The 25375-nt window shown below is 56.2% G+C and carries 19 protein-coding genes and 2 pseudogenes; 2 read left to right on the forward strand and 19 right to left on the reverse strand.

The genetic code is table 11. From position 1 onward, the window contains the following. Positions 1–9: 9 nt before the first annotated feature. From rsmB to PRECH8_RS05435, 11 genes are all read right to left on the reverse strand, one after another. Positions 10–1362: a 16S rRNA (cytosine(967)-C(5))-methyltransferase RsmB gene (rsmB, locus tag PRECH8_RS05385; RefSeq protein WP_200966060.1), complete on the reverse strand. Its 1353-nt coding sequence runs from the start codon at positions 1360–1362 to the stop codon at positions 10–12. Continuing rightward, positions 1359–2300 (reverse strand): methionyl-tRNA formyltransferase, encoded by a 942-nt coding sequence (gene fmt, locus PRECH8_RS05390; RefSeq protein WP_200966061.1) that lies wholly within the window; start codon positions 2298–2300, stop codon positions 1359–1361. The genes rsmB and fmt overlap by 4 nt, the downstream gene beginning before the upstream one ends. Before the next feature lie 128 nt (positions 2301–2428). Then, complete coding sequence (def, locus tag PRECH8_RS05395; RefSeq protein ID WP_200966062.1) at positions 2429–2920, reverse strand: peptide deformylase; 492 nt, start codon at positions 2918–2920, stop codon at positions 2429–2431. Between the two features lie 155 nt (positions 2921–3075). Next, the gene (priA, locus tag PRECH8_RS05400; protein ID WP_200966063.1) at positions 3076–5586 is read right to left on the reverse strand and encodes a primosomal protein N'; all 2511 of its coding nucleotides are present in this window, start codon (positions 5584–5586) and stop codon (positions 3076–3078) included. Continuing rightward, a complete protein-coding gene (gene coaBC, locus PRECH8_RS05405; protein WP_200966064.1) occupies positions 5583–6797 on the reverse strand; it encodes a bifunctional phosphopantothenoylcysteine decarboxylase/phosphopantothenate--cysteine ligase CoaBC in 1215 nt (404 codons plus the stop codon). The genes priA and coaBC overlap by 4 nt, the downstream gene beginning before the upstream one ends. A 101-nt stretch (positions 6798–6898) precedes the next feature. After that, positions 6899–7114 carry a DNA-directed RNA polymerase subunit omega gene (gene rpoZ, locus PRECH8_RS05410; RefSeq protein ID WP_200966065.1) on the reverse strand — a complete coding sequence of 72 codons (216 nt, stop codon included), beginning with the start codon at positions 7112–7114 and terminating at the stop codon, positions 6899–6901. Positions 7115–7116: 2 nt separating this feature from the next. Next, on the reverse strand, positions 7117–7728 hold the full coding sequence (gene gmk / locus PRECH8_RS05415) for a guanylate kinase (protein ID WP_200966066.1): 612 nt from the start codon (positions 7726–7728) through the stop codon (positions 7117–7119). Between the two features lie 24 nt (positions 7729–7752). After that, complete coding sequence (gene remA, locus PRECH8_RS05420; RefSeq protein ID WP_200966067.1) at positions 7753–8013, reverse strand: extracellular matrix/biofilm regulator RemA; 261 nt, start codon at positions 8011–8013, stop codon at positions 7753–7755. 116 nt (positions 8014–8129) lie between these two features. Further along, a complete protein-coding gene (locus PRECH8_RS05425) occupies positions 8130–9020 on the reverse strand; it encodes a YicC/YloC family endoribonuclease (RefSeq protein WP_200966068.1) in 891 nt (296 codons plus the stop codon). Between the two features lie 270 nt (positions 9021–9290). Beyond that, on the reverse strand, positions 9291–11252 hold the full coding sequence (locus tag PRECH8_RS05430) for a bifunctional homocysteine S-methyltransferase/methylenetetrahydrofolate reductase (protein ID WP_200966069.1): 1962 nt from the start codon (positions 11250–11252) through the stop codon (positions 9291–9293). A gap of 525 nt (positions 11253–11777) precedes the next feature. Then, the gene (locus tag PRECH8_RS05435) at positions 11778–14603 is read right to left on the reverse strand and encodes a calcium-translocating P-type ATPase, SERCA-type (RefSeq protein ID WP_200966070.1); all 2826 of its coding nucleotides are present in this window, start codon (positions 14601–14603) and stop codon (positions 11778–11780) included. A 291-nt stretch (positions 14604–14894) separates the two neighbouring features. Between PRECH8_RS05435 and PRECH8_RS05440 the strand changes: the two are divergent. Continuing rightward, positions 14895–16644: pseudogene (locus PRECH8_RS05440) on the forward strand (Rqc2 family fibronectin-binding protein). Between the two features lie 12 nt (positions 16645–16656). Here PRECH8_RS05440 and galU read toward each other — a convergent pair. From galU to PRECH8_RS05475, 7 genes and pseudogenes are all read right to left on the reverse strand, one after another. Further along, positions 16657–17532, reverse strand: coding sequence for a UTP--glucose-1-phosphate uridylyltransferase GalU (gene galU, locus PRECH8_RS05445; RefSeq protein ID WP_200966071.1), 876 nt, complete (start codon positions 17530–17532; stop codon positions 16657–16659). Positions 17533–17828: 296 nt separating this feature from the next. Further along, on the reverse strand, positions 17829–18740 hold the full coding sequence (locus PRECH8_RS05450) for a selenium metabolism-associated LysR family transcriptional regulator (RefSeq protein ID WP_200966072.1): 912 nt from the start codon (positions 18738–18740) through the stop codon (positions 17829–17831). 277 nt (positions 18741–19017) lie between these two features. Further along, entirely contained in the window at positions 19018–19455 is a 438-nt protein-coding gene (locus tag PRECH8_RS05455; protein WP_200966073.1) for a hypothetical protein, read from the reverse strand. Between the two features lie 302 nt (positions 19456–19757). After that, positions 19758–19982, reverse strand: a pseudogene (locus tag PRECH8_RS05460) (YlbG family protein); the annotation flags it as partial. Positions 19983–20050: 68 nt separating this feature from the next. Next, a complete protein-coding gene (locus PRECH8_RS05465; protein ID WP_200966074.1) occupies positions 20051–20488 on the reverse strand; it encodes a YlbF/YmcA family competence regulator in 438 nt (145 codons plus the stop codon). A 74-nt stretch (positions 20489–20562) separates the two neighbouring features. Beyond that, the gene (locus PRECH8_RS05470; protein WP_200966075.1) at positions 20563–22326 is read right to left on the reverse strand and encodes a helicase-associated domain-containing protein; all 1764 of its coding nucleotides are present in this window, start codon (positions 22324–22326) and stop codon (positions 20563–20565) included. Then, the gene (locus tag PRECH8_RS05475) at positions 22323–24047 is read right to left on the reverse strand and encodes a DNA repair helicase XPB (protein WP_200966076.1); all 1725 of its coding nucleotides are present in this window, start codon (positions 24045–24047) and stop codon (positions 22323–22325) included. Before PRECH8_RS05475 ends, PRECH8_RS05470 begins: the two co-directional genes overlap by 4 nt. A gap of 122 nt (positions 24048–24169) precedes the next feature. Between PRECH8_RS05475 and PRECH8_RS05480 the strand changes: the two genes are divergently transcribed. Continuing rightward, the gene (locus tag PRECH8_RS05480) at positions 24170–24904 is read left to right on the forward strand and encodes a thermonuclease family protein (protein WP_200966077.1); all 735 of its coding nucleotides are present in this window, start codon (positions 24170–24172) and stop codon (positions 24902–24904) included. Between the two features lie 86 nt (positions 24905–24990). Here PRECH8_RS05480 and PRECH8_RS14605 read toward each other — a convergent pair whose 3' ends face one another. Beyond that, the gene (locus PRECH8_RS14605; RefSeq protein WP_276569091.1) at positions 24991–25119 is read right to left on the reverse strand and encodes a TrkA C-terminal domain-containing protein; all 129 of its coding nucleotides are present in this window, start codon (positions 25117–25119) and stop codon (positions 24991–24993) included. Between the last annotated feature and the right edge of the window lie 256 nt (positions 25120–25375).

A 25375-nucleotide genomic window follows, 5' to 3' on the forward strand; every position in this document is an offset into this window, starting at 1 on the left:
CTGCAATTCTTATGCTCTTCTTAAACGGGCGATGAAGAACCCGTCCGAGCCGTAGTGATGAGGAAGGATTCTGACTGCACCGAGCTGATGCTCAGCGTTCGGCGAAAGCGCCGGCGGCAGCAGATCAGCCTGCTCATCGGCGGTGAATTCGGGATGATCGGCGAGGAAGCGGCGGATCACCTGCTCATTTTCCGCAGGATCCACCGTACAGGTGCTGTATACGAGGATTCCTCCCCGCTTCAGCAGCTTAGCGGCCTGTATCAGCAGATGAAGCTGCAGGTTCGCCAGTTCCGCAATTTCCTCACTGCTCTTGCGCCATTTGATGTCGGGCTTGCGGCGGATGACCCCGAGGCCGGAGCAGGGCGCATCGAGCAGGATGCGGTCAAAATGTTCCGCCGGGAATTCCTCCGCAAGGTTGGCTGCATCGCCGACTCTGGTCCGCACGCTGCTCAGACCAAGCCGCCGGACCTGCGCTTCGATCAGCGCCTGCTTATGTTCATGAATATCATTCGCCCAGATCTCGCCCTCATCCCCCATCGTCTCCGCGATATGCGTCGTCTTGCCGCCCGGCGCGGCGCAGCAATCGAGTACCCGCATGCCCGGCTGTGCATCCAACATCCGAGCGACGACCATAGAACTCTCATCTTGTATCGTGAGCAGCCCCTGCTCATACCAATCGGTATGCGCGATATTGCCGCGGCGTCCGGCGAGCACGATCCCGTCTTCGCTGAGCAGCGAGGGGCGGGCATCGAACCCGTGTTCCCTGAGCGCCGCCAACATCGCATCCCTGTCCGTCTTCAAGCGGTTCACCCGCACGCTGATCGGTGCCGGTTGATTGTTCGCTTCGCACATCGCTTCGGTCTCCTCCGCTCCATACTGCTCGATCCATCGCTGGACGAGCCACTCCGGGTGGGAGTGAACCAGGGAGATGCGCTTAGCAGGCGGCAGGGAATCGGGGATCTGCAGCGTATGAAGGCTGCGCAGGACGCTGCGCAGGACGCCGTTCACCATGCCCGCGATGCCCTTATGCCCGCGTTTCTTGGCGATGTTCACCGCCTCGTTCACCGCCGCGTGGGGCGGGATGCGATCCAGATAATAGATCTGATAGAAACTCAGACGAAGCAGGATGCGCACCCACGGTTCCACTTTGTCCAATCCGCGGGCGACGAAGCGGCTGAGATAATAATCGATCGTATTCTGCCGCTGTATGGTGCCGTATACGATCTCGGTGACCAGGGCGGCATCCTGTTGGTTCAGCTTGCCAGCCTTCAGCGCCTGGTTTAATTCCAGATTGCTGTAAGCCTGATCCCGTTCGATCTTAAGCAGGATGTCCAGCGCCGTGCTGCGCGCGCGGCCGCTCATATGCCCAGCACCGTGCCTTCCTTCATCTTCCCGCCGCGCACGAAATCCGCCGCCGCCATCGCTTTCTTACCGGCGGGCTGCACCATGGTAAGACGAACGACACCGCTGCCGCAGCTTACATCGATGCCCTCCGGCTTAAGGGCCAGCACCGTACCCGGTGCATGGGAGGTGTGCTTAGTCGAAGCGTCCAAGACCTTGCATGCCCAGACTTTCATCACTTCCCCATCCCAAATCGTATACGCAACCGGCCATGGACTCAATCCTCTGACCTGATTGAAGATCTCCCTGGCCGAACGGCTCCAGTCGATCTTCTCCTGCTCCCGCGTGATATTCGGCGCATAAGTGGCCTCGGATTCCTGCTGCGGGATGCGCGGCGCACGCCCGGCGATGAGATCCGGCAGCGTTTCGATGAGCAGCTTGGCCCCTGCATGGGCCAGCTTCTCAAACATCGTGCCGGCGTTATCCTCTTCTGTGATGGGCACTTCCACCTGCGAGATCATATCCCCCGTATCCAGGCCTTCGGCCATATACATGATCGTCACGCCGGTCTTCGACTCCCCATTCATGATCGCATGATGGATCGGTGCGCCGCCGCGGTAGCGGGGCAACAGCGAGGCGTGAACATTGATGCAGCCGAGGCGGGGCATATCGAGCACTTCCTTAGGCAGGATCTGGCCATATGCTGCGGTTACGATCAGATCCGGCTGCCACTCTGCCAGCGCTGCCACTGCTTCAGGATTACGCAGCCGTACAGGCTGCATGACGGGAAGCCCAGCCTTCAGGGCAGCTTCCTTCACGGGCGGCGGCGTGAGCACCCGCTTCCGTCCCTTCGGACGGTCCGGCTGCGTCACGACGCCGACAACGTTGTAATCATGTTCCAGCAATTGAAGCAAAGAAGGAACCGCAAAATCTGGGGTTCCCATGAATACGATATTCAAGCGATCAACTCCCGACCTTACATTTCACCTTACTGTCCTTGAACCCATTTATCAGACATGCACATGTCACTGACAGCATGAATCCTGTTTAAGCTTGTTTCGAATCTCTCTAAGTCTTATTCGCATCCTTACTCGCTGTCCGCCTCATCCTCTTCTTCCGGCTGCAATTCATAGATTCGCTCAGCCAGATCGGTGAACAGCACCCCGTTCAGATGATCGACCTCGTGTTGGAAGGCCCGCGCCAAGAGCCCTTCGCCTTCCATCGAGAATTCGTTGCCGTAACGGTCTTGACCGCGGACTTTCACCTTCATCGCCCGGCGCACATCGCCGTTGATGCCGGGGATGCTGAGGCATCCTTCCGGTCCGAACTGCTCGCCTTCCCGGGCGATGATCTCGGGATTCACCATCTCGATCAGCCCGTGCTCGTCCCCGGTATCGATGACGATGACCCGCTTCAAGATGCCGATCTGCGGCGCCGCCAGACCGACGCCGTTGGCATGGTACATCGTCTCCGCCATATCATCCAGCAGTTTATGCAGATTCGCGTTGAATTTGGTAACGGGCTTCGATTTCTCCCGCAGAATCGGATCTGGATCTTGTACGATGATTCTAATGGCCATATGAACAGGCAGCCCCTTCCTAGTAACATCTCTAGTCTCATTGTATACCTGAGTGTTTCCCGTCATTCCCGCAAGGTCATCCCCGCAGGCTGGCGGCATCCATCCTTAAAACGTTCGTCCTTCGCTTGAACGTCCGCTCGTCCATATGATGCCGACTACATCATCATATATGGATCCACGTCGACCGCCAGTTGAAGTTCGGGATCGCCGCCGCGTTCCGCTTCTTCCACCGCCAGCTTGACGATCGCCGGTGCGGAGGCGGAAGCAGCATCTCCACGATATTTTACCATGCACTGGAATCGATATCTATCTTTGATCCGCGGGATCGGAGATGTCACCGGTCCCAATACCGTCAACTCGTTGTCCGCCGTCTGCTGCATGCGATAGACCGCCTGCTCATCCCATTGCCGCTTCCAGATCCTCTTGATCGCCTGCGCCACCGTCTCCCCGGCTTTCATCACCTTGGTCAGATCGGGGTGGCTGAGGGTGATGAGGATGAGCCGGCTGTAAGGCGGATAACCGAGGGCTCTTCGTTCCATCAGCTCGCGCTGTGTGAACATCTCATAATCATGCCGGCTTGCACTGACGATGCTGTAGTGTTCCGGCGCGTAGGTCTGTACGATGACCTCGCCGGGCAGATCATGCCTGCCGGCGCGGCCCGCCACCTGCGTCAAGAGCTGGAACGTCCGTTCCGCAGCGCGAAAATCCGGCAGCCGCAGGATGGAATCCGCGGCGATCACCCCGACCAGAGTCACATAGGGGAAATCCAGTCCCTTAGCAACCATCTGCGTGCCGAGCAGCACATCGGCCCGCCGCTCCCTGAACATCCGCAGCCATTTCTCATGGGAGCCCTTCTCCGTCGTCGTATCCACGTCCATGCGGATCACCCGGATCCCGGGATACAGCTTCACCAGCTCTTCTTCCACGCGCTGCGTACCCGTGCCGAAGAAACGGATATGCGGACTTTCGCACTGGGGGCATTGCAATGCCTCCCGCTCCCCATATCCGCAGTAGTGGCAGCGCATCGTCCGCGTATAGCGGTGATAGGTCAGCGAGATATCGCAGTGCGGACACTGGCACACATGGCCGCAGGAGCGGCACATGACGAAGGTCGAATAACCGCGGCGATTGAGCAGCAGGATCGTCTGCTCGCCGCACCGCACCCGTTCCTCGATCGCTTCACGCAATCGGCGGCTGAACATCGAACGGTTGCCGCTGTGCAGCTCCTCCCGCATATCGACCAGCGTAACCGGCGGCAGCGGCCGCCCGGCGACTCGCTCTGTAAGCGCCAGTCGGATCAGTTCCGGCTCACCGCTCAGCGGCTCGATCGCCGCCCGCCAGGTCTCAAGCGACGGTGTCGCCGAGCCGAGGATCAGCGTCGCTCCGTGCTGCTCGACCCGCCACATGGCGATATCCCGGGCATGATACTTCGGACTTTCCTCTTGCTTGTAGCTTGTCTCATGTTCTTCATCGATGATGATCATGCCGATATTGCGAAAGGGTGCGAACACCGCTGATCTCGCGCCTACAACGACCTTGGCTTCCGCCGTCTGTACTTTCCGCCATTCATCATAGCGTTCACCGTGGGATAAGCGGCTGTGCATGACGGCCACCAGGTCGCCGAATCTTCCCTTGAATCGCTCGACCATCTGCGGCGTCAGCGAGATCTCCGGCACCAGCACGATCGCCTCGCGGCCGAGCTCCAGGCAGCGTGCGATCGCTTGCAGATAGATTTCCGTCTTGCCGCTGCCCGTCACGCCATGGAGCAGATAAGCATGCCGCTTGCCAGACTCAACCGCCTCACGGATCCTGCTGAACACCTGCTGCTGCGCCTCCGTCAGCGGCAGGGGCTTGCTCCGTTTGAATTGCCTGTCCTTATAAGGATCTCGGAGCACTTCCGCCGGCCGGATCGCGATCCATCCCTTCTCGGCCAGCGCCTTGATCGCTGAGGATGTCGTGTTGAGAACTGCCGCCAGCTCGGTCATAGGGATCGGTTCGGGATGTTCCAGCAGATAGCGGAGGACTTCCTGCTGTTTAACGGCTCTTGCCGACAGCTGCGTCAGGGCTTCCTCCAGCTTCTCCGGCGGTTCCGGCGGATACACGGTGAGGACCTTTTTGACTTGCAGGCGATCCTTGACGAGCTGCTGTTCGACGATGAGTCCTTCGCGCACCAGGTGCTTGAGTTCGGATTCGGAGCGCGGGAACTGTTCCAACACGCGGTCCCGGGACACCGGTCCGTGCTCAGTGAGCCAAGCGAGGATGCTTTGCGCCCGATCGCTTAAGTCTCCTCGATCCTTCCCGACATCGGCAGAAGCACAAGCCAGCACGCGGTCGTATTTGGCCTTCAGCGCTGCGGGGAGCATCGCCGTCAAGGCGGTGATCTCCCGGCACAGATAGCGCTCGCTCATCCAGCGTCCCAGCCGCACCAATTCCTCGGTCAGCGGCGGCTGGATATCGAGGATGTGATCGACAGCGCGCAGTCTGCTTCGTTCCATCTCAGTGGTATCCGACAAGGCGACGACGAATCCTTGAATGAGCCGAGAACCGAAGGGAACAGCGACGCGGCTGCCGACTTCAATCCACTCGCGCATCCCCTCCGGCACCAGATAATCGAAGGGGCGGTCCGTCTGTTTGGCTGCTACGTCGACGATCACACTGGCGATCATGGGGCGGCATTCCCCTTCGCGTTCATCCGCTCGGCGGCCAAACGCAGCAGCTCTCTGGCAGCCTCCAGCTTGGAACTGCGAGGAATCTTCTTAACGAGACCATTCTGATCGAAAATATACAGCTCATTGTGATCCGCACCGAAACCGATCCCCTGCTGCGAGACGTCATTCGCTGCGATCAGGTCGCACCCTTTGCTGCGCACCTTCTTCATCGCATGTTCTTCCAGATGTTCCGTCTCCGCTGCGAAACCGATGACGAATTGGCCCTTCTTGCGGCGCCCGATCTCAGCCAGGATATCCTCTGTTTTCTCCAGTACCAGAGTCATCTGTTCTTCGGATTTTTTGATCTTCTGCGCAGACTGCGCAGCTGGACGATAGTCCGCTACAGCAGCGGCCTTGATGATGAGATCCTGGGCATCGAGCCGCTCCATCACCGCCTCATACATATCCCGTGTGGAGACGACGGGAACCAGCTTCACTCCCCGCGGCGCGGGCAGAGATACATTCGCGCTGACAAGGGTGACCTCAGCCCCCATCTCTTGTGCAGCTTGCGCGGCAGCATAACCCATCTTGCCCGAGGAATCATTGGTGATAAAGCGCACGGGATCGATCCGCTCCAGCGTGCCGCCGGCGGTGATGAGGACCTTACGCCCGGCCAGGGTTTGGTCCGGCGTCATAAGCCGCACGATCTCCGCATAGATGTCTTCCGGTTCAGCCAATCTGCCGCGGCCGACATAGCCGCAGGCCAGCTGCCCAACCCCCGGTTCGATGAAGTGAACGCCGCGCTCCCTAAGCGTCTGCATATTGGCCTGCACCGCAGGATGTTCATACATGTGCACATTCATCGCCGGCGCGACCAGGATCGGCGCCGTGGTCGCCAAGAGCGTCGTGCTCAGCATATCATCTGCCAGACCGCAGGCCATCTTGGCGATGATGTTCGCCGTGGCAGGCGCTACGACGAAAAGGTCGGCCCTGTCTGCAAGATCGATATGCGCCACCACGGACGCATCCCGCTCCGCAAAGGTGTCCGTATGAACAGGCTGCCGGGACAGTGTCTGAAATGTCAACGGGGTGACGAACTTGGCGGCGGATTCGGTCATGATCACATGCACCTCAGCTCCGCTTTGCGCCAGCCTGCTGGTCAGCGCCGCCGCCTTGTAGACTGCGATCCCCCCGCTTACGCCCAGGACGATTGTTTTGCCATTCAGCACCTTGTTACCTCCGCTCCCTCTCATAGTAAAAAAACAACAACCGCAAGGGTTGTTGGAAGCAAGCTTGTCCGTTCTCTAGACGGTCATGATATATGCTGCGTTCATTTGTTCTCTTTGGTCTCGTCGACGTTCTCGATCTTCACATGGCCATGATAGATCTCTTCAAGCGCTATGCCGACGTACTTATGCGACTTCGGCTCCTCGAGGTAGGTCTTCGCCCCGTCCCGGAGTGCTCTCGCCCGTTTCGAAGCGCCTACGACCAGCGAATACTTGCTTTCAACCTTATTCATAATCTCGTCGATCGATGGATATAACATGTCTACAACACCTCATTCAAGCTGGTAGTTAGCTGCGGAACGATGCGCTCTTTGCGGCAGTGTTCCGCCTCTATGATACTCATGATCCGCCTGCAAGCGCAGTCGATCTGATCATTCACAACGATATAATCATACTCTTCCATCAGTTTGATCTCGTCCCTCGCCACCTGCATCCGTCTGCGGATCACTTCATCATCGTCGGTTCCACGCCCCGCGATGCGCTTCTCCAGCTCAGCCAGCGACGGAGGAGCGAGGAAGATAAACACCGCATCCGGAAACTTCTGCTTGACCTTCATCGCACCTTGAACTTCGATCTCCAGGAAGACATCCTTCCCTTGATCCAGCTGCTCCTGGACAAATTTCGCCGGCGTGCCGTAATAGTTGCCGACGTACTCCGCCCACTCCAGCAGTTCATCCTGCTCGATCATGCGTTCGAATTCTTCCCTCGTCTTGAAGAAGTAGTTCACACCATCCACTTCCCCCGGGCGCGGGCTGCGAGTGGTAGCCGATACCGAATAGACGAGATCCGTTGTTTTCTGACGCAACGCTGCGCAGACCGTGCCTTTGCCAACGCCGGATGGTCCCGATAATACGATCAATAAACCTTTGTTCATTCCGCTTCTAGTCCTCTCGTGAATCTAATCCTCCGACTCGTCTTCCTTAGAAGTTAAACGATGGGCTACCGTCTCCGGCTGGACCGCGGACAAGATCACATGGTCGCTGTCCGTGATGATGACCGCTCTCGTTCGTCTGCCGTAAGTAGCATCGATCAGCATATGACGATCACGCGCTTCCTGGATGATTCGCTTGATCGGCGCAGACTCCGGACTTACGATCGAGATGATCCGGTTCGCCGATACGATGTTGCCAAACCCGATGTTGATTAGCTTGATTGCCATCCAATTCCCCTCCGAATCTATGTGCTGGCCTGCTTCAGCAACCCATCCAGATGATGGTATTACTATTGCCTGCTAATCCTTGCCACATACCCGTCAGTCCGCTTGCTGAGCATCGATCACTCGATATTCTGCACCTGTTCCCGTATCTTCTCCAGTTCAGCTTTCAACTCTACGACTAGATTCGTGATCGCCGCATAGTTGGCCTTGGAGCCGATCGTATTCACTTCGCGGTTCATCTCTTGAATGAGAAAATCCAGCTTCCTGCCGACGGGTTCATCGGCATCCAGCAAGTCGTGGAATTGCTGACAATGGCTTGACAATCGCGCTAATTCCTCATCGATGTCCGAACGCTCGGCCATGACGGCCACCTCCATCATAAAACGCTGATCGTCGAACCAAGTCGGATCTTCCAACAACTCCTGGATCCGCTGACGCATCTTCTGCCGCATATGCTCTACCGCTAAAGGGGCTTCTTGTCCTACTTGATCCATCAGCTTCTCCACCGTGCGGATCCTCGACACCAGATCTTCCCGCAGGTTCCGACCTTCCGCTTCGCGCATCGCAAGCAATTGCTGCATCGCTTCACGCAGACATTCCTCCAGCGACCCCCGCATCAGATCGGAATCTTCCAGCTCATCCTCTGCGGGCATAAGCACTTCCGGAACAGCGATGAGATCCCTCAGCCCGATCCGCTCCTCTTCCGGCAGATTCAGGCGCCTGCGAATCTCTTCTGCTGCTTGGTATAAGCTTTCCACGAGCGGCCAATTCACCGCGGCTTGCTGCCCGCTTGTCGGATCCCGTTCCACCGTGACGAAGATATCGATTCGCCCTCGTCTAACCAACTGCTGGGCGATCTTGCGCAGATGTTCTTCGTAGATCATCCACTCTCGCGGCATACGCACCACGACTTCATTGTATCGGTGGTTAACGGATTTGACATCGATCTGCAATCGATACCCAGATATGGTTCTAACAGACAGTCCGTATCCAGTCATACTACGTAACATTTTATCACATCCATTAACCTATTTTAAGTCATTTTGCATACCGGGACAAGTTAAGATCTTCATCTGCACCATAATCAATCACCCAGCTTTGCCAGGCATGAAACGTCGAACTATTCTTCTTGCAGGCGCAGAGAAGATACACCGCAGGAAGCATGAGAGGACTCTGCAGAAGCACAATTGAAACGGATTTCCAGACCACAGCAAAGGGGGTTCAACCGGACGGACTTCTTGTCCCGCGGCTGAACCCTTGTACCCTTGCTAAAGCCTGAATTAAGATTGGTTCGGCGCATAGCGAGGCACCGCTTCCCATACATGCTCTACCAGCTGCACCGTCATCTCGTAGGCCAAGAACGGTGTCATCAGATAGATGCCCTTGAACCAGCGCATCGCTTCGTCCAGAAGTTCCTTGGCGATCGCCACGCCGGCCTTTCTGCCATCTTCTCCTTCCAGGCCGGCCATGCGAGCCCGCACATCGTCGGACAGCTTGATCCCCGGCACTTCGTTGTGCAGGAATTCCGCGTTGCGGCCGGATGCCAGAGGCATGATCCCGATAAAGATCGGAATCGGAATATGCTCCGTCATCTCGGCGATCTGCTGGAACAGAGCAGGATCGTAGACCGGCTGCGTCATGATGAAGTCCGCGCCGGCTTCCACCTTGCGTTCCAAGCGTTTGACCGCCTTGTCGAGATGCTTCACGTTCGGGTTAAAGGCTGCACCGACGACGAAGTTGGCGCGCTGTTTCAGCGGCTTGCCGGAGAAGGCGATGCCCTCGTTCAGCTGTTTGATCATGCGAATCATCTCAAAGGAAGTCAGATCATATACCGAACTTGATCCCGGCAAATCCCCGATCCGCGCCGGATCTCCCGTAACCGCCAGCACGTGGTCGATTCCGAGCGCATGAAGGCCCATCATATGCGACTGTGTGCCGATCAGATTGCGGTCGCGGCAAGCGATATGAACTAGCGGCCGGATGCCGACGCGCTCATGCATCAGATGGCCGAGAGCCATGTTGTTCATGCGGGTGACGGCCAAGGAGTTGTCCGCCAGGGTGATCATATCCGCCCCCGCATCGCGCAGCGCTTCTGCTCCGCGCATGAAGCGATCGATCGTCAGATCCCGCGGCGGGTCAAGCTCGACGATCACCGTATGGCGCTGCCGAACGAGCTCGACGATCGACGGCTCCCGCGGCGGCTGCTTAACGGCCTCGGCTGCCGATCCGGATGCCGGTGCCTCCGGTTCTTCACCCACGATAACCCGCCCTCGGGTCGGTCGATCGAGCGCTGCCGTCTCTGCCTTCGTTTCATCCGCGCCGCTTGCGCCCGGCTCACTTGCTCTCACACCTTGCCCGGCCAAGCTCTTCAGATCCCGTCCTTGCAGCGCCTGCGCCATGGCGGCGATATGCTCCGGTGTCGTGCCGCAGCAGCCGCCGATGATGCGCATGCCGCGCTCGGCAAACATCACGGCGCATTCAGCGAAATAACCCGGCGTCGCGATGAATTCCACCCGGCCGTCGACGAGATCGGGGATCCCGGCGTTCGGGAACACGGACATCGGCACAGGCTGCCGATCCCGCAGCTTATCCATCGCCCGCATGATGCCATAGGGACCGCTGCGGCAGTTGAAGCCGACGATGTCAGCACCGCTCTGAACGGCCTGATCAAAAGCTTCCTGCACGGTATACCCGTCCTGGGTCCGTCCCACATCTTCCATAGCGAATTGGGCGATCACCGGAAGATCACTGCTTATTCCGCGAACAACGCTGAGTGCAAGCAGCATCTCTTCCAGATCGTAGAACGTCTCCAGGAGAATCGCATCGACGCCCTCTTCGATCAGCACGCGGATCTGCTGGTCAAAATTCCGGCGCAGTTCCTCAACCGCAATATCGCTCCGCCTGCCGCCGCGAATCGATCCGACGGCACCCGCTATGTAGGCATCGTCACCCGCCGCCTGGCGGGCGATGCGCACCGCGGCGCGGTTGATATTCTCCACTTCATCTTCAAGTCCATACTTCGACAGCTTCTCGCGGTTCGCTGAGAAGGTATTCGTCTCGATCAGACGCGCTCCCGCTTCGTAATAACGGCGGTGCACATCCGCGATCACTTCCGGCTTCGTCAGATTGATCTCCTCATAGGAGATTCCCACGGGAAATCCAAGCTGATATAGATAAGTGCCCATCGCACCGTCACCGATGATGACTCTCTCCCTGAGGGCGCTGCGCAAATCTTGTTTCATCTTCATCCCCACCAATATCTTATCGGTAAATTTAATATTCTTAATGGTAACACAAAGCTCCAGGAAAAATAAGAGTATCTTACTCGGAATTTTGACTCTATCATGAACAATTCCTCATACTGGCTTACAATTCATAAGAATGCATAAGGACGCACCAGCGGTTGAGCACATCCTATGCATGTTATACGAAATTTCGTATAAACAGGTTCTGAACGGGGTGCCTCATTAGGGTTTTGACCGATTATTAGGACATAAACCTCTGCTCATGCACACTTTTCAGTTTTTGTACGAATTTTAGGACAAAATCCTTCATCGGTGCACTCTTTCTTAGGTTTTTATACGATTTTTAGATCAAAACCCTTAGTGAACACACCAACTCCCAAGAGTTTATCCTAGTTATAGGATAAAATTCAAATCCGCCAGACTTATTCTGACGGATTCGATACAATCATCCTGTTTGAGATCTTCCCGCTCGATCATCCTGCCTGCTCGATCATCCCGCCGACGATCCTGCGGCTGCTGATCCTATCGAATGACGGGGTTGGACTTGCTGCCGGGCATGCCGCCGCCGTAGATGATTTTCTTCTTCTTCGGCGCACCGCCGCGCAGCACGCTGCCCGCTCCCATCAGGAAGGTCGGAATGCCTGCGAACACCAGGACCAGCGCCCATTCCCGGATACCGAGATCGACGGTTTTGAACACCGGCTGCAGTGCATCGATGTAGATGACGCCGAGCAGGAGCCCAATCGATGAGAGCACCGCAAGCACGAGATACTTGTTCTCGAACACGTTGCGATGGAAGATCGAACGTGAACTGCGGCAGTCGAAGACATGAATCAGCTGTGCCATGACCAGCGTTGCGAAGGCAACGGTCTGCGCCAGGGACAGGTGATCCGGCTCGGACTTCAGCGTCAGCCAGAAGGCGGCCAAAGTGCAGAGTCCGATCAAGACGCCGCGGCTTAGAATCTTCCAGCCGAGACGGCGGGCGAAGATGTTCTCCTTGGCCGGACGAGGCTTCTGCTTCATCAGATCGGATTCAGACGGATCGATGCCTAGAGCCATCGCCGGCAGACCGTCGGTGACCAGGTTCACCCAGAGGATCATGATCGGCACGAGGGGCAGCGGCATCCCCAGCATCATCGCGATGAACATGACGAGGATCTCGCCGACATTGGATGCCAGCAGATAGCGAATAAACTTCCGGATATTCTCATAGATATTGCGTCCTTCCTCGATTGCAGCGACGATCGTGGCAAAATTATCATCGCTGAGCACGAGGGAGGAGGCTTCCTTCGACACATCGGTGCCGGTGATCCCCATCGCGATGCCGATATCCGCCGCTTTGATCGCCGGCGCATCGTTCACGCCGTCGCCGGTCATGGCGACGACATGACCGCGGCGCTGCAGAGACTTTACGATGCGCAGTTTATGCTCCGGCGCTACTCTGGCGAAGACATAGATCTGATCCACCTTCTCATCTAAGTCCTCATCGCTCATCGCTGCCAGCTGCTTGCCGTTAATCACCTTGCCGTTTCTCGGCAGGATGCCCAGCTGCTTGGCGATCGCCTCCGCCGTCAACTGATGGTCGCCGGTAATCATCACCGTCTTGATCCCCGCCTGTTTGCAGGTCAGGATTGCATCCTTGACTTCTTCCCGCGGCGGGTCGATCATCCCGGCCAGCCCGATCAAGGTCAGGCCCCGTTCCGCTTCTTCCTCCGTGTCGCAGCTTTCGTGTTCCTTCACGTCCCTGTAAGCCAATGCCAGCACGCGAAGTGCCTGTTTAGCCATCGCTTCGTTGGCGGCCATCATCTTCTGCCGCAGCGTTCCGGTCAGCGGCACCACATTGCCTTCCCATAGAATATAGGAACATTGGTCAAGGAGCAGATCAGGCGCCCCTTTGACGCAGACGATCCGCCCGCCTTGATGCTGGACGACGACGGACATGCGTTTCCGCTCCGCATCAAAGGGAAATTCCTTCACCCGCGTATACATCCCAGCCAGGGACTGACGAGTCATGCCGGCCTTACTGCCCAATACCAGCAGTGCTCCCTCCGTGGGATCTCCTTTAATATCGCAGGTTTTCTTCGTTCCCGGGGAGGCAGCGGATTTCCCTTCCTTTGCGGCTTTCATCGCTGCTTTAGGGGCGACAGCCTCCCCTGATTGCTCGACCAAGACGGCATTGTTGCAGAGCACGCCGACCTGCAGCAGACGCCTGAGGGCGGAATCCCGCCTTGCGTCGATTCGCTTGCCCTGCTGTGTGATCTCGCCGTACGGCTCATATCCCAAACCCGACACTTCATATAGAGAGCCGCCGCTCCATAGATGGGTGACGGTCATCTTATTCTGGGTTAGCGTCCCCGTCTTATCAGAGCAGATCACCGACGCACAGCCCAAGGTTTCGACGGAGGGGAGTTTGCGCACGATCGCCTTGCGCTTGATCATCCGCTGCACACCGAGGGCTAGAGCGATGGTAACGATCGCCGGCAGACCTTCGGGGATTGCCGCCACGGCCAGGCTGACACCGGCCAGGAACATGCCGTAAGCCGGCTGTCCATGCATAATTCCCGCTGCCACAACCATCACAGTCAGCGCCAAAGCGATGACGATCAGCAGCTTACCCAGCTGTTCCAAGCGATGCTGCAGGGGTGTAGCCATCGCATCCGTCGTCTGAATCAGATCAGCGATCTTGCCCATCTCCGTATCCATGCCGGTGGCGATCACCACCGCCCTTGCCGTCCCCCGCGTTACCATCGTGCCCAGGAAACCAAGGTTGCGCCGATCGCCGAGCGGCGCGTCTTCTTCTAAGATCGTATCGATCCGCTTGTTGACTGGGACGGACTCGCCGGTCAGCGCCGATTCCTCCACATATAAGCTGTTTACTTCTAGAAACCGTACATCCGCCGGGATGCGATCGCCGCTCTCGAGCAGGATGATATCGCCGGGGACAAGGGTATGTGCTCCGACCTCGTTCACTTCGCCATTGCGGATGACCTTGGCCGTAGGTGCCGAAAGCTCCTTCAACGCCCGCAGTGATTTCTCCGCGCGGTATTCTTGGATGAACCCAAGGATCCCGTTCATCACGATGATCGCCAGGATCGTGATCGCATCCAGATACTCGCCGAGCAGCCCGGAGATGAGCGTGGCACCGACCAGTACCAGCACCATGAAGTCCTTGAATTGATTCAACAGAAGCACGATAGGTGATATGCGAACCCCTTCGCTTAGAACATTCGGACCGGCTGCTTCCAGCCTTCGCTTCGCTTCTCTGTCAGATAATCCGCTTAACGCATCCGTTTTCTGTAATCGGATCACATCTTGCGTGCTCAATTGATGCCACCTTTGCTGACTCATCGATTTCCCTCCTTGTAGAGTTCCAGCGAAAGCGTCAACTCCGGCCGACGCCCCCACAACCTGTCTACCGTATGTGTATTCTGACAAGCTGCGAAATATCCCAGTCGCGGACAAAATATAGCGCCGGCTTCTGCTTGCCGAATTCCATCACTTTTTTCTTGGCGAAAAGTATGGCATCATGGAGTTTAGCTCATCCGATCATCGACATCGGGTCATCGAGCTCGAAGCCTCCCGATTAACACAAAGAGATCCTTACAAAGATAAAGGTATAAAGATAAAGAGGTGAATCCCATGTCCTTAGACGGCGTAGCAGTCCGCGCGGTTGTCCATGAACTTCAGCAGCTTACGGACGGCCGCATTCACAAGATACACCAGCCCAGCGAACACGACATCGTCATGCAGATCCGCGCCGGCGGCAGGAATCACAAGCTCATCCTGTCTGCCAATCCAAGCATGCCGCGCGCTCATCTGACGAACGAACATTTCATCAATCCGCTTGAAGCACCGATGTTCTGCATGCTGCTGCGCAAGCACTGCGAGAACGGCATCATCGAACGCATCGAACAAGTCGGCATGGAACGCATCATTCATATGTATGTCAGACAGCGGGACGAGATCGGCGATCTAAGCCATAAGAAGCTCATCATCGAGCTCATGGGCCGGCACAGCAACATCATCCTCGTCGATGCGAACACGGATCAGATCCTCGACGGCATCCATCACGTCACACCGGCGATCAGCAGCTACCGCATCGTCATGCCCGGTGCGGCCTACACCCCTCCGCCCGCTCAGGACAAGGTCAATCTACTGGAGATTCCCGCGTCTGAGCTGCATACCCATATCGAATACGACAAACTCTCGCCTTCGGAGCTCACCGCAGCCGTTGAACGCCGGGTGATGGGCAGCTTCAGCGGAATCGGACCGCTCACAGCCCGGGAGATCATCCACCGCGCCGTACAAGGCGAAGGTCTGATCGCGGCACTAAGGGACTTCCAGAGCGTACTGCGGAATCATCAATATGAACCCTGCATTCTGGAACAAGAAGACGGGAAGCCGGTCTTCTCAGCGTTTGCCCTAACCCATATCGAAGGCAGGCTGCAGCCCTTTGATTCCATCAGCGCTTGCCTGACCGACTATTTCAGCGAGAAGGCGCAGCGCGATCTGGTCAAGCAGAAGACAGCCGATCTGATGAGGATCCTGACGAATGAACTGAACAAGAACGAGAAGAAACTCGAGAAATTATACGAATCTCTTAAAGAAGCCGAGGGCGCCGACCATTATCGGAAGCTCGGCGAACTGCTAACGGCATCGTTGCATACGATCAGCCGCGGCCAGTCAGAAGCGGAGGTCATCGATTATTATGATGAAGCCCAGCCGACGATTACGATCCCGCTGGATCCGAAGCTGTCGCCGGCAGAAAACGCCCAGCGCTATTACAAGCGGTATAACAAGTTGAAGAACAGCCAGACCGCGGTCCAAGAGCAGATCGAAACCACCCGGCAGGAGATCGCCTATCTTGAGACCTTGATCCATCAGCTCACCGATGCGACCTTGGACGACATCGATGAGATCCGCGATGAACTCGCTTCCCAGGGCTATGTGCGGCAGCGCAGTACCCCCGGTCACAAAAAAAAAGAAGCCGGCTAAGCCGACTCCCCTCTGTTATCAATCCCCGGAAGGGATCGTGATCTATGTGGGCAAGAACAACGCGCAGAACGATTATGTGACCAACCGCCTTGCCCGCCCGTCGGATACATGGCTGCATACGAAGGATATTCCGGGTTCCCACGTCGTCATCCGCAGCGCAAACTTCGGTGAAGAGACACTATATGCCGCCGCGCAGCTGGCCGCCTATTACAGTCAGGCCCGCGGATCCAGCCAGGTTCCGGTCGATTATACCCTGATCAAACATGTGCATAAACCGAACGGTGCAAAGCCGGGCTTCGTCATCTACGATCATCAGAAGACATTATATATCACACCGGATGAAGCATACATCGCACAGTTGGAACGCTGTTCGGGCGAATCGTCCAGCGGTTGACGCGCATTCGTCTCATCTCCTTTGTCCCCAGCTTTGGACAAGGGAGGTGAGGTATTCCCGCACCTGCTCCGCCAGCTCCGGCCGCTCGAGGGCGATATCCACCGTCGCTTTGATATAGCCGAACTTATCCCCGATATCATAGCGCACGCCCTCCAGAGGATAAGCGATCATCTGTTTCTGCTGATTCAGCACGCGCAGGGCATCGGTCAGCTGAATCTCCCCGCCCTTGCCCGGCTTCGCTTGCTCCAAGATCGAGAAAATCTCCGGTTCGATGATGTATCTGCCGATCACCGCCAGATTCGAAGGTGCTTGATCGGGCTGCGGTTTCTCTACCAGATCGCGGATCTTGATGATCCCGTCCTCCTCTTCAGGCGAGATGATGCCGTATCGATCCACTTCTGCGGGACTCACCATCATCGAGCCGATCACCGACGTCCGGTGCTGATTATACATATCGATCATCGACTTCAAGGTCGGCGTCTTCGACATGATGATGTCGTCGCCCAGCAGCACGGCGAAGGGTTCATTGCCGATGAACTTGCGCGCGCACAATACGGCATGACCTAGACCCAGGGGCTGCTTCTGACGAATATAGTGAATATCCGCCAAATTCGAGATCTGCTGCACCATCTCCAGCATTTTCTGATTCCCCTTCTCCTCCAACATCAATTCCAGCTCAATCGATTTATCAAAGTGATCCTCGATGGCGCGCTTGTGCTTCCCCGTAACGATGATGATATCCTCTACGCCCGATTCAATCGCCTCTTCGACGATGTATTGGATGGCAGGTTTGTCGACGATCGGCAGCATCTCCTTCGGCTGCGCTTTCGTCGCCGGCAAGAATCTTGTCCCTAATCCGGCTGCGGGAATGATTGCTTTGCGTATCATAAAGGTCCCTCCTTCAACAATTGGACACCGGAAACAACCGCTGGATCTGCTGCAGCAGATCCTTACGAAACCCTGATCACAGGCATGGCACTCCGGTTACTGACACAGGCCTGCTCGAATGTTTACACTGACCAGCCACAGCCACAGCCAACTGCACCAAAACCGGGCACTCAATCGGACTTCCTTGATTTACAGTATTCAGCGTTTTCAATCCGGTGATATACGGGTATTCATACCGCGCATGGCAGCAGCATTGGATCAGACCATGGGGCGGATCATGGATAAGACTATGCCGTCTAGAGCCATTGATCCAGATCATGTTTTTTCAAAAAGGTCATAAATGTAACTGCCGCAAGGGGCAGCAGCGTCGATTTGAGGTAAACGGCATGGAAATCCCGCATGAAATTCAGTCCTCGAATGCGCTTCGTTACGATCGTCCCCAATACCGATTCATTCCGCACCGCCGAGCGGGAAAGCACAGACAATCCGAGACCCGCCTCCACAGCGGACTTCACGGCCCCTGTGCTGCCCAGCTCCATGACGATCTTCAACTGCTGCGGGTCGTGCCCGCCTGCCCGCATCTCCTGTTCCATCACCTGCCGCGTTCCTGAACCCTGCTCGCGAAGCACGAAGGGATGATCGATCAGCTGCTCAAAAGTCGGTTCCTCCACGTCTCGCAGCGGATGGTCCGGCGGTATGATCAACAGCAGCTCATCACTCAGCACCACATCGGAATGAATCTCGGGATGCTCGACCGGCGCCTCCACTAAGCCGAAGGTCAGCTGATGGTTCACGATCTCTTCGACGATCTGCGCCGTATTGAACACCTTCAGGCTGATCATAATATCGGGATATTCCCGGGCGAACGGACCTAATAATCTGGGGAGGATGTACTCGCCGATCGTCAAACTTGCACCGAGCTGCAGTTTACCCTTCAGCATCTCCGTGTAGCCGGCCATCGCCTGCTCCGTTTCCTTCATCAAGGCGACCGCTTGCCGTGCATAGGGAAGCAGCGCCTTCCCCGCATCGGAGAGCTCAACCCGCTTCGTCGTGCGATGGAACAGCTTCACGCCGAAGTATTCTTCTAAAGCCTGCACCTGCATCGTCACCGCCGGCTGCGTCATGCTGAGGGATTGGGCCGCCGCTGAGAAGCTCCCGTAGACAGCGACGGTATGGAAGATATGAAGATGATGGAAGTTCAGGGCCACGCCGCTTCCTCCTTATATAAACTATTCTTATATTTTAGCACAATATTTCCCGCCCCGCGACAGAATTCCCTCCATCCCTTACCAGAGAATCCTTTATGTACCGTCTGTCAGATCGTCTTTCATCATCCCTCATGGCAACTGCCGTCCTCAGCTATGATCCTGCCTCTGCAGTTCTCTCTCCAAAATAAGAAAGCGCTCAGCAATCACTGAACGCCAGCAAACCGCCGCCGTGCACAAGATCCGGCAGCAGAAATGTTAGATTAGCAGATCTATGGGCTTATCTTCTCTTACGCGCACTCTTCACCAAGGTCATCCGACGGGAATGCCGGAGCCATGAATAGTAGGTGCGAAGATCTCTTAATTCCATCGTCTCAGACATGCGGCCAAGGAAAGTCACCACGATCATCTTGTGTACAGGACCTCCGGCGAGATCCGTCTCGTCTTCCATTTCCGAGAATTCCGCCACCATCACCAAGTCATCGTCAACGACATACACATCCTCTTCCTTGCGATAGTACGGTTCGATGCGGCCCTTCTTCAATCGTTCCCACAGGAACGCGCAGATATCCGCGTATCCGGTCTTCTTCGATTCCACGCGGCTTTCCCAGCGCATGCGGGCATGATTGGTGATGACGATATCCGATACTTTATACCTACCTAGCTCCACATAAAATGGTTCATATGTACTCCATCGTTCCATGGTCGCATCCTTCATTACGGCTCCCCCTTCGATGATGGGTATTTATAACTAGGATATGAATACTATTATTTTCTATTATAAATCTATAAGCGCTTTTGCACAACAAAAAAACGCGAAAAAGCGATGATTAGTGACATCAATCGACTTTTTGCGCGTTTTTCAAGGGGGGATATCACAATTGGAAATGTAAAGGTTGTCTGTGTGATGAATGGTTAGAATGGTTATGAATGATAGGTGAACGCCTTAGATTGATCAGCTTCATCAGCTTGTTCAACTTGCTCATCTCTGCCGTCGCTGCTGCTTGAACTAGTGCTGCTGTTGAACTCCGTGGGAATCTCTCCCCTTAGAGATCGTTCGACACTTTTGACGTACGGCAGTTTCTCCAACTGAGCGATGATGCGATCAGCTTCTGCTGCGTCCACGTACAGAACCACATATCGCATCTTCTTGGATATATAATGAACGTTGCCGTATTTCTCAAAGGTTCTTGCAGGCTTTAGGTCTTTCGTCCAAATGATCAAGCCCGTTCGTTCAGGAAACAACATATTAATCCCTTCTTTACCTCAAAAGCTATAATTCTTTAAGACTATCAGACTATGCAAGAAAAACCTCATCCACAGCGGCACGCCCCGCCGCTCCCGCAACCGCTGACAGGCAGCGGATTATTGCTCGGCACTTTAATCGATTCCGAGACGGCATGGGCGATGGTCTTGGACAGATCATAGAGAAGTTCATCCAGGTTCTTCTCTGCTTCTTTATATCGTCTAACCGCTTCGAACTTTTCCAGTTCCTTCTCCGCTTCCTTCGCTTCTTCCAGCGCGCGGTGATATTCAGGATGGAAATGTCCGAAACGCTCACATTCCGCAAACATTTCTTTTTTCCTCGTAAAATCCCGAATCTTCTCCTGAATCTCTGGACTGGATTGGACGATCTTCTGCCACTTCAAGTACTCGGCGACTTCCTGGGAGTTCGTCACCATATCTCCCAGCTCATAGGCCATAAGAAGTACCTGGGCCGTGTCCAGAGACTGAATCTCAGCTGTTTGCATCGGCATTTCCCTCCTTATTACAGCATGTTCCTCTATCATCATAGCATGAAATTGAAATTTGGGAATCCCTTTTCTTATTCCCAGAATCCCGGCATAAGGAGCTTAAGCTGCTCGATATCTCGTAATTCCAGTTGTTTGCGTTCCGCTCCTGAACTGCCGTACACCTTGAATGAAGTCCCCGTATCCACAATCGAACTCGGCACAAAATCGAATTCCTTATCTGCTGCCCGAAGCCGCACCGCCGTGCGCCAACGGATCGCCTGTTCCAGCAAAGCTCTGCTCGTGGACGGATGGTAACGGCGGTATTGTTCATACCAGATCGACGGAATCTGCTCCACATCCGGATAAACCTCTTCGATCACATCCTTCGGCGGCGCCAGTGCATGAACCGCGCTTGCATCCCTGGGAGTGAAAAGCCCCGGCGCCTGCGGCGCCAAAGCCGCTTCATCGATGAAGGACACGGAAGCCTCGCTTCCTTGGTCATGCCTGAGATCCAGCGCGGCTTCCTCCAGTTCCCCCTTCCCGGCTGGAGCATCCATGGCTGCTTCTATGCCGCATTCCCTGAGCAGGGATGCCAGCTGCGACGGCTCAGCCCTTGCTGCAAACCAAACCTGTTCATTCAGCCGCATAAGCCCAAGCTGTTCTGCATGCGCCGCCAGCCAGGATGCATCCTGTTCACGGTTCGTTTGCAGGATCATTCCCGGGACGAGGCGCACCGTGAAACGTCCTGCTTCCCATTCGCGAATGGTTTGCCGGATGGACCTTGCGATCTCATCCATGCTATGAGCTTCAAGGAAGCGAAGGATGCGCTCCGCATCCCATCCCTGTTCACTTGCCCGCCGCACGCTGCCTGCTGTCAGGCGAAAGCGCAGCACCGCATCACAAGCAAGCCGTTCTGCGAAGCGATGAAGCGCATGCTGAACCTTGAAACAGGTATGCGGATAGGCGATGATCTCATAATCCCTCTGCACGATCAAGGTCTGGGGCATCGTCTCGAGCGGCGGTACTCGCCTGATCCAGCGCTGCCCCATCTCATCGACCGCGGATTCGAGCCAGCCGGAGCGCTGGAGATGATCCAGCCACGCTTTCAGCTCGGACCTCGTCTCCTCATCATCTCCTGCATCGCCGATCACAGCATCGTCCAGGCACCACTTCTCGCCGGTGAACTTCCACAAAGCCGCCGTCCAGCGCTGCAGAAGCGGCTGCCGCGGGCTGTGCACGCGGTACCAGAGCAGGAACATCTGCTCTTCCCGCGCCGCTGCATCCATATCCAGCCAAGCCGAGAGACGCCGTTCATCCACCCGTACCTGCGGCGGTTCCATGACCAGCACCCGCATGCGCAGGCCGAGGTCGACGGCTTCCAGCACCTGCCGGCGTGCCCCTTCATCTTCCTTACCGCACTTAGCGACTTTGGCGATCAGCAGGTCCAGACTGCGCTTCTGAAATCGGCCCTGTCTCGTTAAGCGAAGCGGCTCAGCCTCGATCTCCAGGAACACGAGGAAGAGAATCTCCCCCATCCTGCGGTGCGGATCTGCGGCGAGCAGCAGCGGCGAGGCGAAGGGCGCGTCCTCAGGCTGCTGCATATAATCCATGTAGATCGATACGGGCAGCTGGTACTGCCGTTCTCCCCATGTTCTCGACAGCGTATGAACAAGCTGTTTGCGGCACAGCTTCAGCAGACCGAGATGCCATTCAGCCGGAATACCCGCTTCTCCAGCCCTTTGCAAGTATGTATCCAGTGAGAACGGCGAATGCCCAAAGCAGCGATGGATCAAGTCCAGCGCCCGACACTCCAGCGGATCTAGAGCCTCATATTTACTCGCCTGCCCCTTCCTCAAGACAGTGCTCCCTCCCTTTCCGCATGCGTAAGGACCGATTCCTGCTTCTGAGCACACCACTCCTCCGCATGGGAACGTTCATAGGCATACCCTTGCTCGACGAGGAAGAGCTGCCTCCGACGAGCGAATTCCTCCTCCCGGGTATGTTCCGAGACCAAGGTATAGAAATACGCCTCTCCCCTTGCTTTCGGACGCAGGATCCGCCCCAGCCGCTGTGCTTCCTCCTGCCGCGATCCGAAGCTGCCGGAGATCTGAATGGCGACAGAAGCATCGGGCAGATCAACAGCAAAGTTAGCCACCTTCGATACAACCAAGACGGGGACCGCTCCCTGCTTGAACCTTTCATACAGCTCTTCCCGCTCTTCATGGGCCGTCCCACCGCTGATGATCGGGGCGCCGAAAGTGTTGGAAACGGCTTTCAGCTGATCGAGATATTGGCCGATGATCAGCACGGATTCCCCCTGATGCCGCTCCAGCAGGGATGCCAGCACGGGCAGCTTCATGCGGTTCTCGGCAGCGATGCGGATCTTGCGCCGATTGTCCGCTTGGATATACCGCCTCTCCGTATCCGCACAGAGCGGAACACGGATCTCCCTGCATGTTACGCGTGCAATCCAGCCCTGGCTCTCGAGGGATTTCCATGACCGGTAATAACAGCGCGGCCCAACCAGGGAGTAAACATCCTCCTCCAAACCGTCTTCCCGCACCAGCGTAGCGGTCAGGCCGAGCCGCCGCGTCGCTTGCAGCTCAGCAGTCGCTCGGAATACAGGGGCGGGCAGCAGATGAACCTCATCATAGATGATGAGGCCCCAGTCCCTCTCTCGAAAGATATTCATATGCTGCAGCGGCTCGTCTCTGCTCTTGCGGTACGTGAGGATCTGATAGGTGGCGACGGTGACGGGCCGTACTTCCTTGCGCGTGCCGGAATACTCGCCGATATCTTCCGGTGTCAGGGTGGTCTTATCGAGCAGTTCGCGGATCCATTGGCGGACGGACGTCACATTGGTCGTCAGGATCAGCGTCGCGCACTTCAGGCTCGCCAGCGCTCCGATGCCGACGATCGTCTTGCCTGCGCCGCAAGGCAGAACAACGACCCCGCTCCCCCCTGATGCCGGCGACAGGAAACGGGCCACCGCCTCCTGCTGATAATCACGCAGCTGGAAGCTTCGTCCCAGGTGATCCTGCCTGCGCAGCTCAACTTCCAGAGCTTCCCCGTCATGATAGCCCGCCAGATCCTGCACTGGGATGCCGATGCGGATTAGTTCCCGCTTGATCTCCCCGCGCCGTCCCGGACGAATGATGAGATGTCTGGCATCCAGTGAGCCGGCGAGCAGTTCGGCCAGAGAAGGCATCAGGAGGATCGACTGAAGCAGCTGCTCATCGCTGCTGTATAAGCACAGCTTTCCTTCACGCAGGATGATCTTGACGAGCCCGTAACGATCAACGAAATAGAAAATATCATTGCGGACATTCTGCGGAATCGTAAACTTGCAGTGGTCCGCCAAGAATTGCACGATCTCCCGTGCACGGACCCCGGCAGCCGCCGCATTCCAGAGCGTCAGCCGGCTCATGCGGTACGTATGGATGCGGCCGGGATTTTTGATCAACTCGGCATATTCACTCAGTTGGCTGCGAATTTCCTCATACGCAGGGTGATCGGATTCCGCAAGGATCGTAAAATCACTCTGCACGAATAACGGCCTGTTCTCAGCTGCTGTCATCACCCGCGCCCCTTCTCATTCTTGCGATTTTCTTTCTGTAACTATAGTATGAAGATGGTATAGGTCGTTTTATACATGAACCGCTTGACAGCAAGGAAAGGACGTCTAAGGTTATGAGATTCATGAAACTTCTAAGTTGGATCGCAGCACTGGTGATCACGGCCGGCTGCGCGGCAGAGACCCCGGCATCGGACGACACCGCTGAGATTCTCGCCGCCTACCCCGAACTGCAAGGCAAGGCTCACGTTCGGGAAATCGTCACCAGGATCATCGACGGAGACACCTTCGAACTGGCCAGCGGCCATAAGGTGCGGCTCATCGGCGTCAACACGCCGGAGATCACCAAGGGGAAGAGCGAAGCTTACGGTGAGGAGGCCAAGCAGTATGCCTCGGATCATCTGTTGGATCAGGAAGTGATCCTCTTCGCCGACGTCTCGGATACGGATCGCTACGGCCGGCTGCTGCGCTACGTCTTCCTGCCTGGTGATCCGTTGATGTTCAACGAACGGCTGCTCCTGGAAGGATATGCGAACACGATGACCGTGCCGCCGGATGTCACCTTCGCCGAACGCTTCGTCGCACGGGAACAGGAGGCAAGGGCAGCCGGTGCGGGATTGTGGAGCGATGCAGCTGCCGCGTCCGCGGGATCAGCGCCTAAGCCGCAAGAAACGCAGGATTCCGTCAACTCCTACGAACCCTCCTGTGAAGACCCGCAGATCAAAGGCAATATCAACTCCAAAGGCGAGCGCATCTACCACGAGCCCGGCAGCCGTTACTATGACGCGACGATCCCTGAGCTCATGTTCTGTACAGCGGAAGAAGCTGAAGCGGCGGGATTTCGTGCACCGAAGCGTTAACCGCGCCTGTACAGAGATATCCATAAAGGCTGTCTGCCCGCGATTCCCCGCGGCAGACAGCCTTTGCTGTATTCACAGACGGCGTCTTAGTTGTTCATCAGATTTTCTTTCATGCGCTTGATATTCTGACGTTCCCCTGCCACGACGAGAATCGCTTCCGCAGGGATCACGTAGTCCGGTCCCGGGTTGATGTTCTGCTTCTCCTTCTCAATCACAGCAAGGATGCAAAGATGCAATTGATGCGTTTAATCACACTCGAAACAAGCACTTTGTAACCTGCGGAGGATAAAAGTGGTGCGCGATTGTCTTGCCATATACACAGATCTAATTTTTTATAAACTCAACTTTCGCAGCTTAATTGTCCAAACAAACCCTTGATATAATTGGGCAAACTCGAAATCCAATGCTGGAGTTGACGAAAAACGGCAGACTGATCCCGTTTGGATTTGGCTTCCGTGAACGCCATGAAAA

The organism is Insulibacter thermoxylanivorax (assembly GCF_015472005.1).
GTDB lineage: Bacteria > Bacillota > Bacilli > Paenibacillales > DA-C8 > Insulibacter > Insulibacter thermoxylanivorax.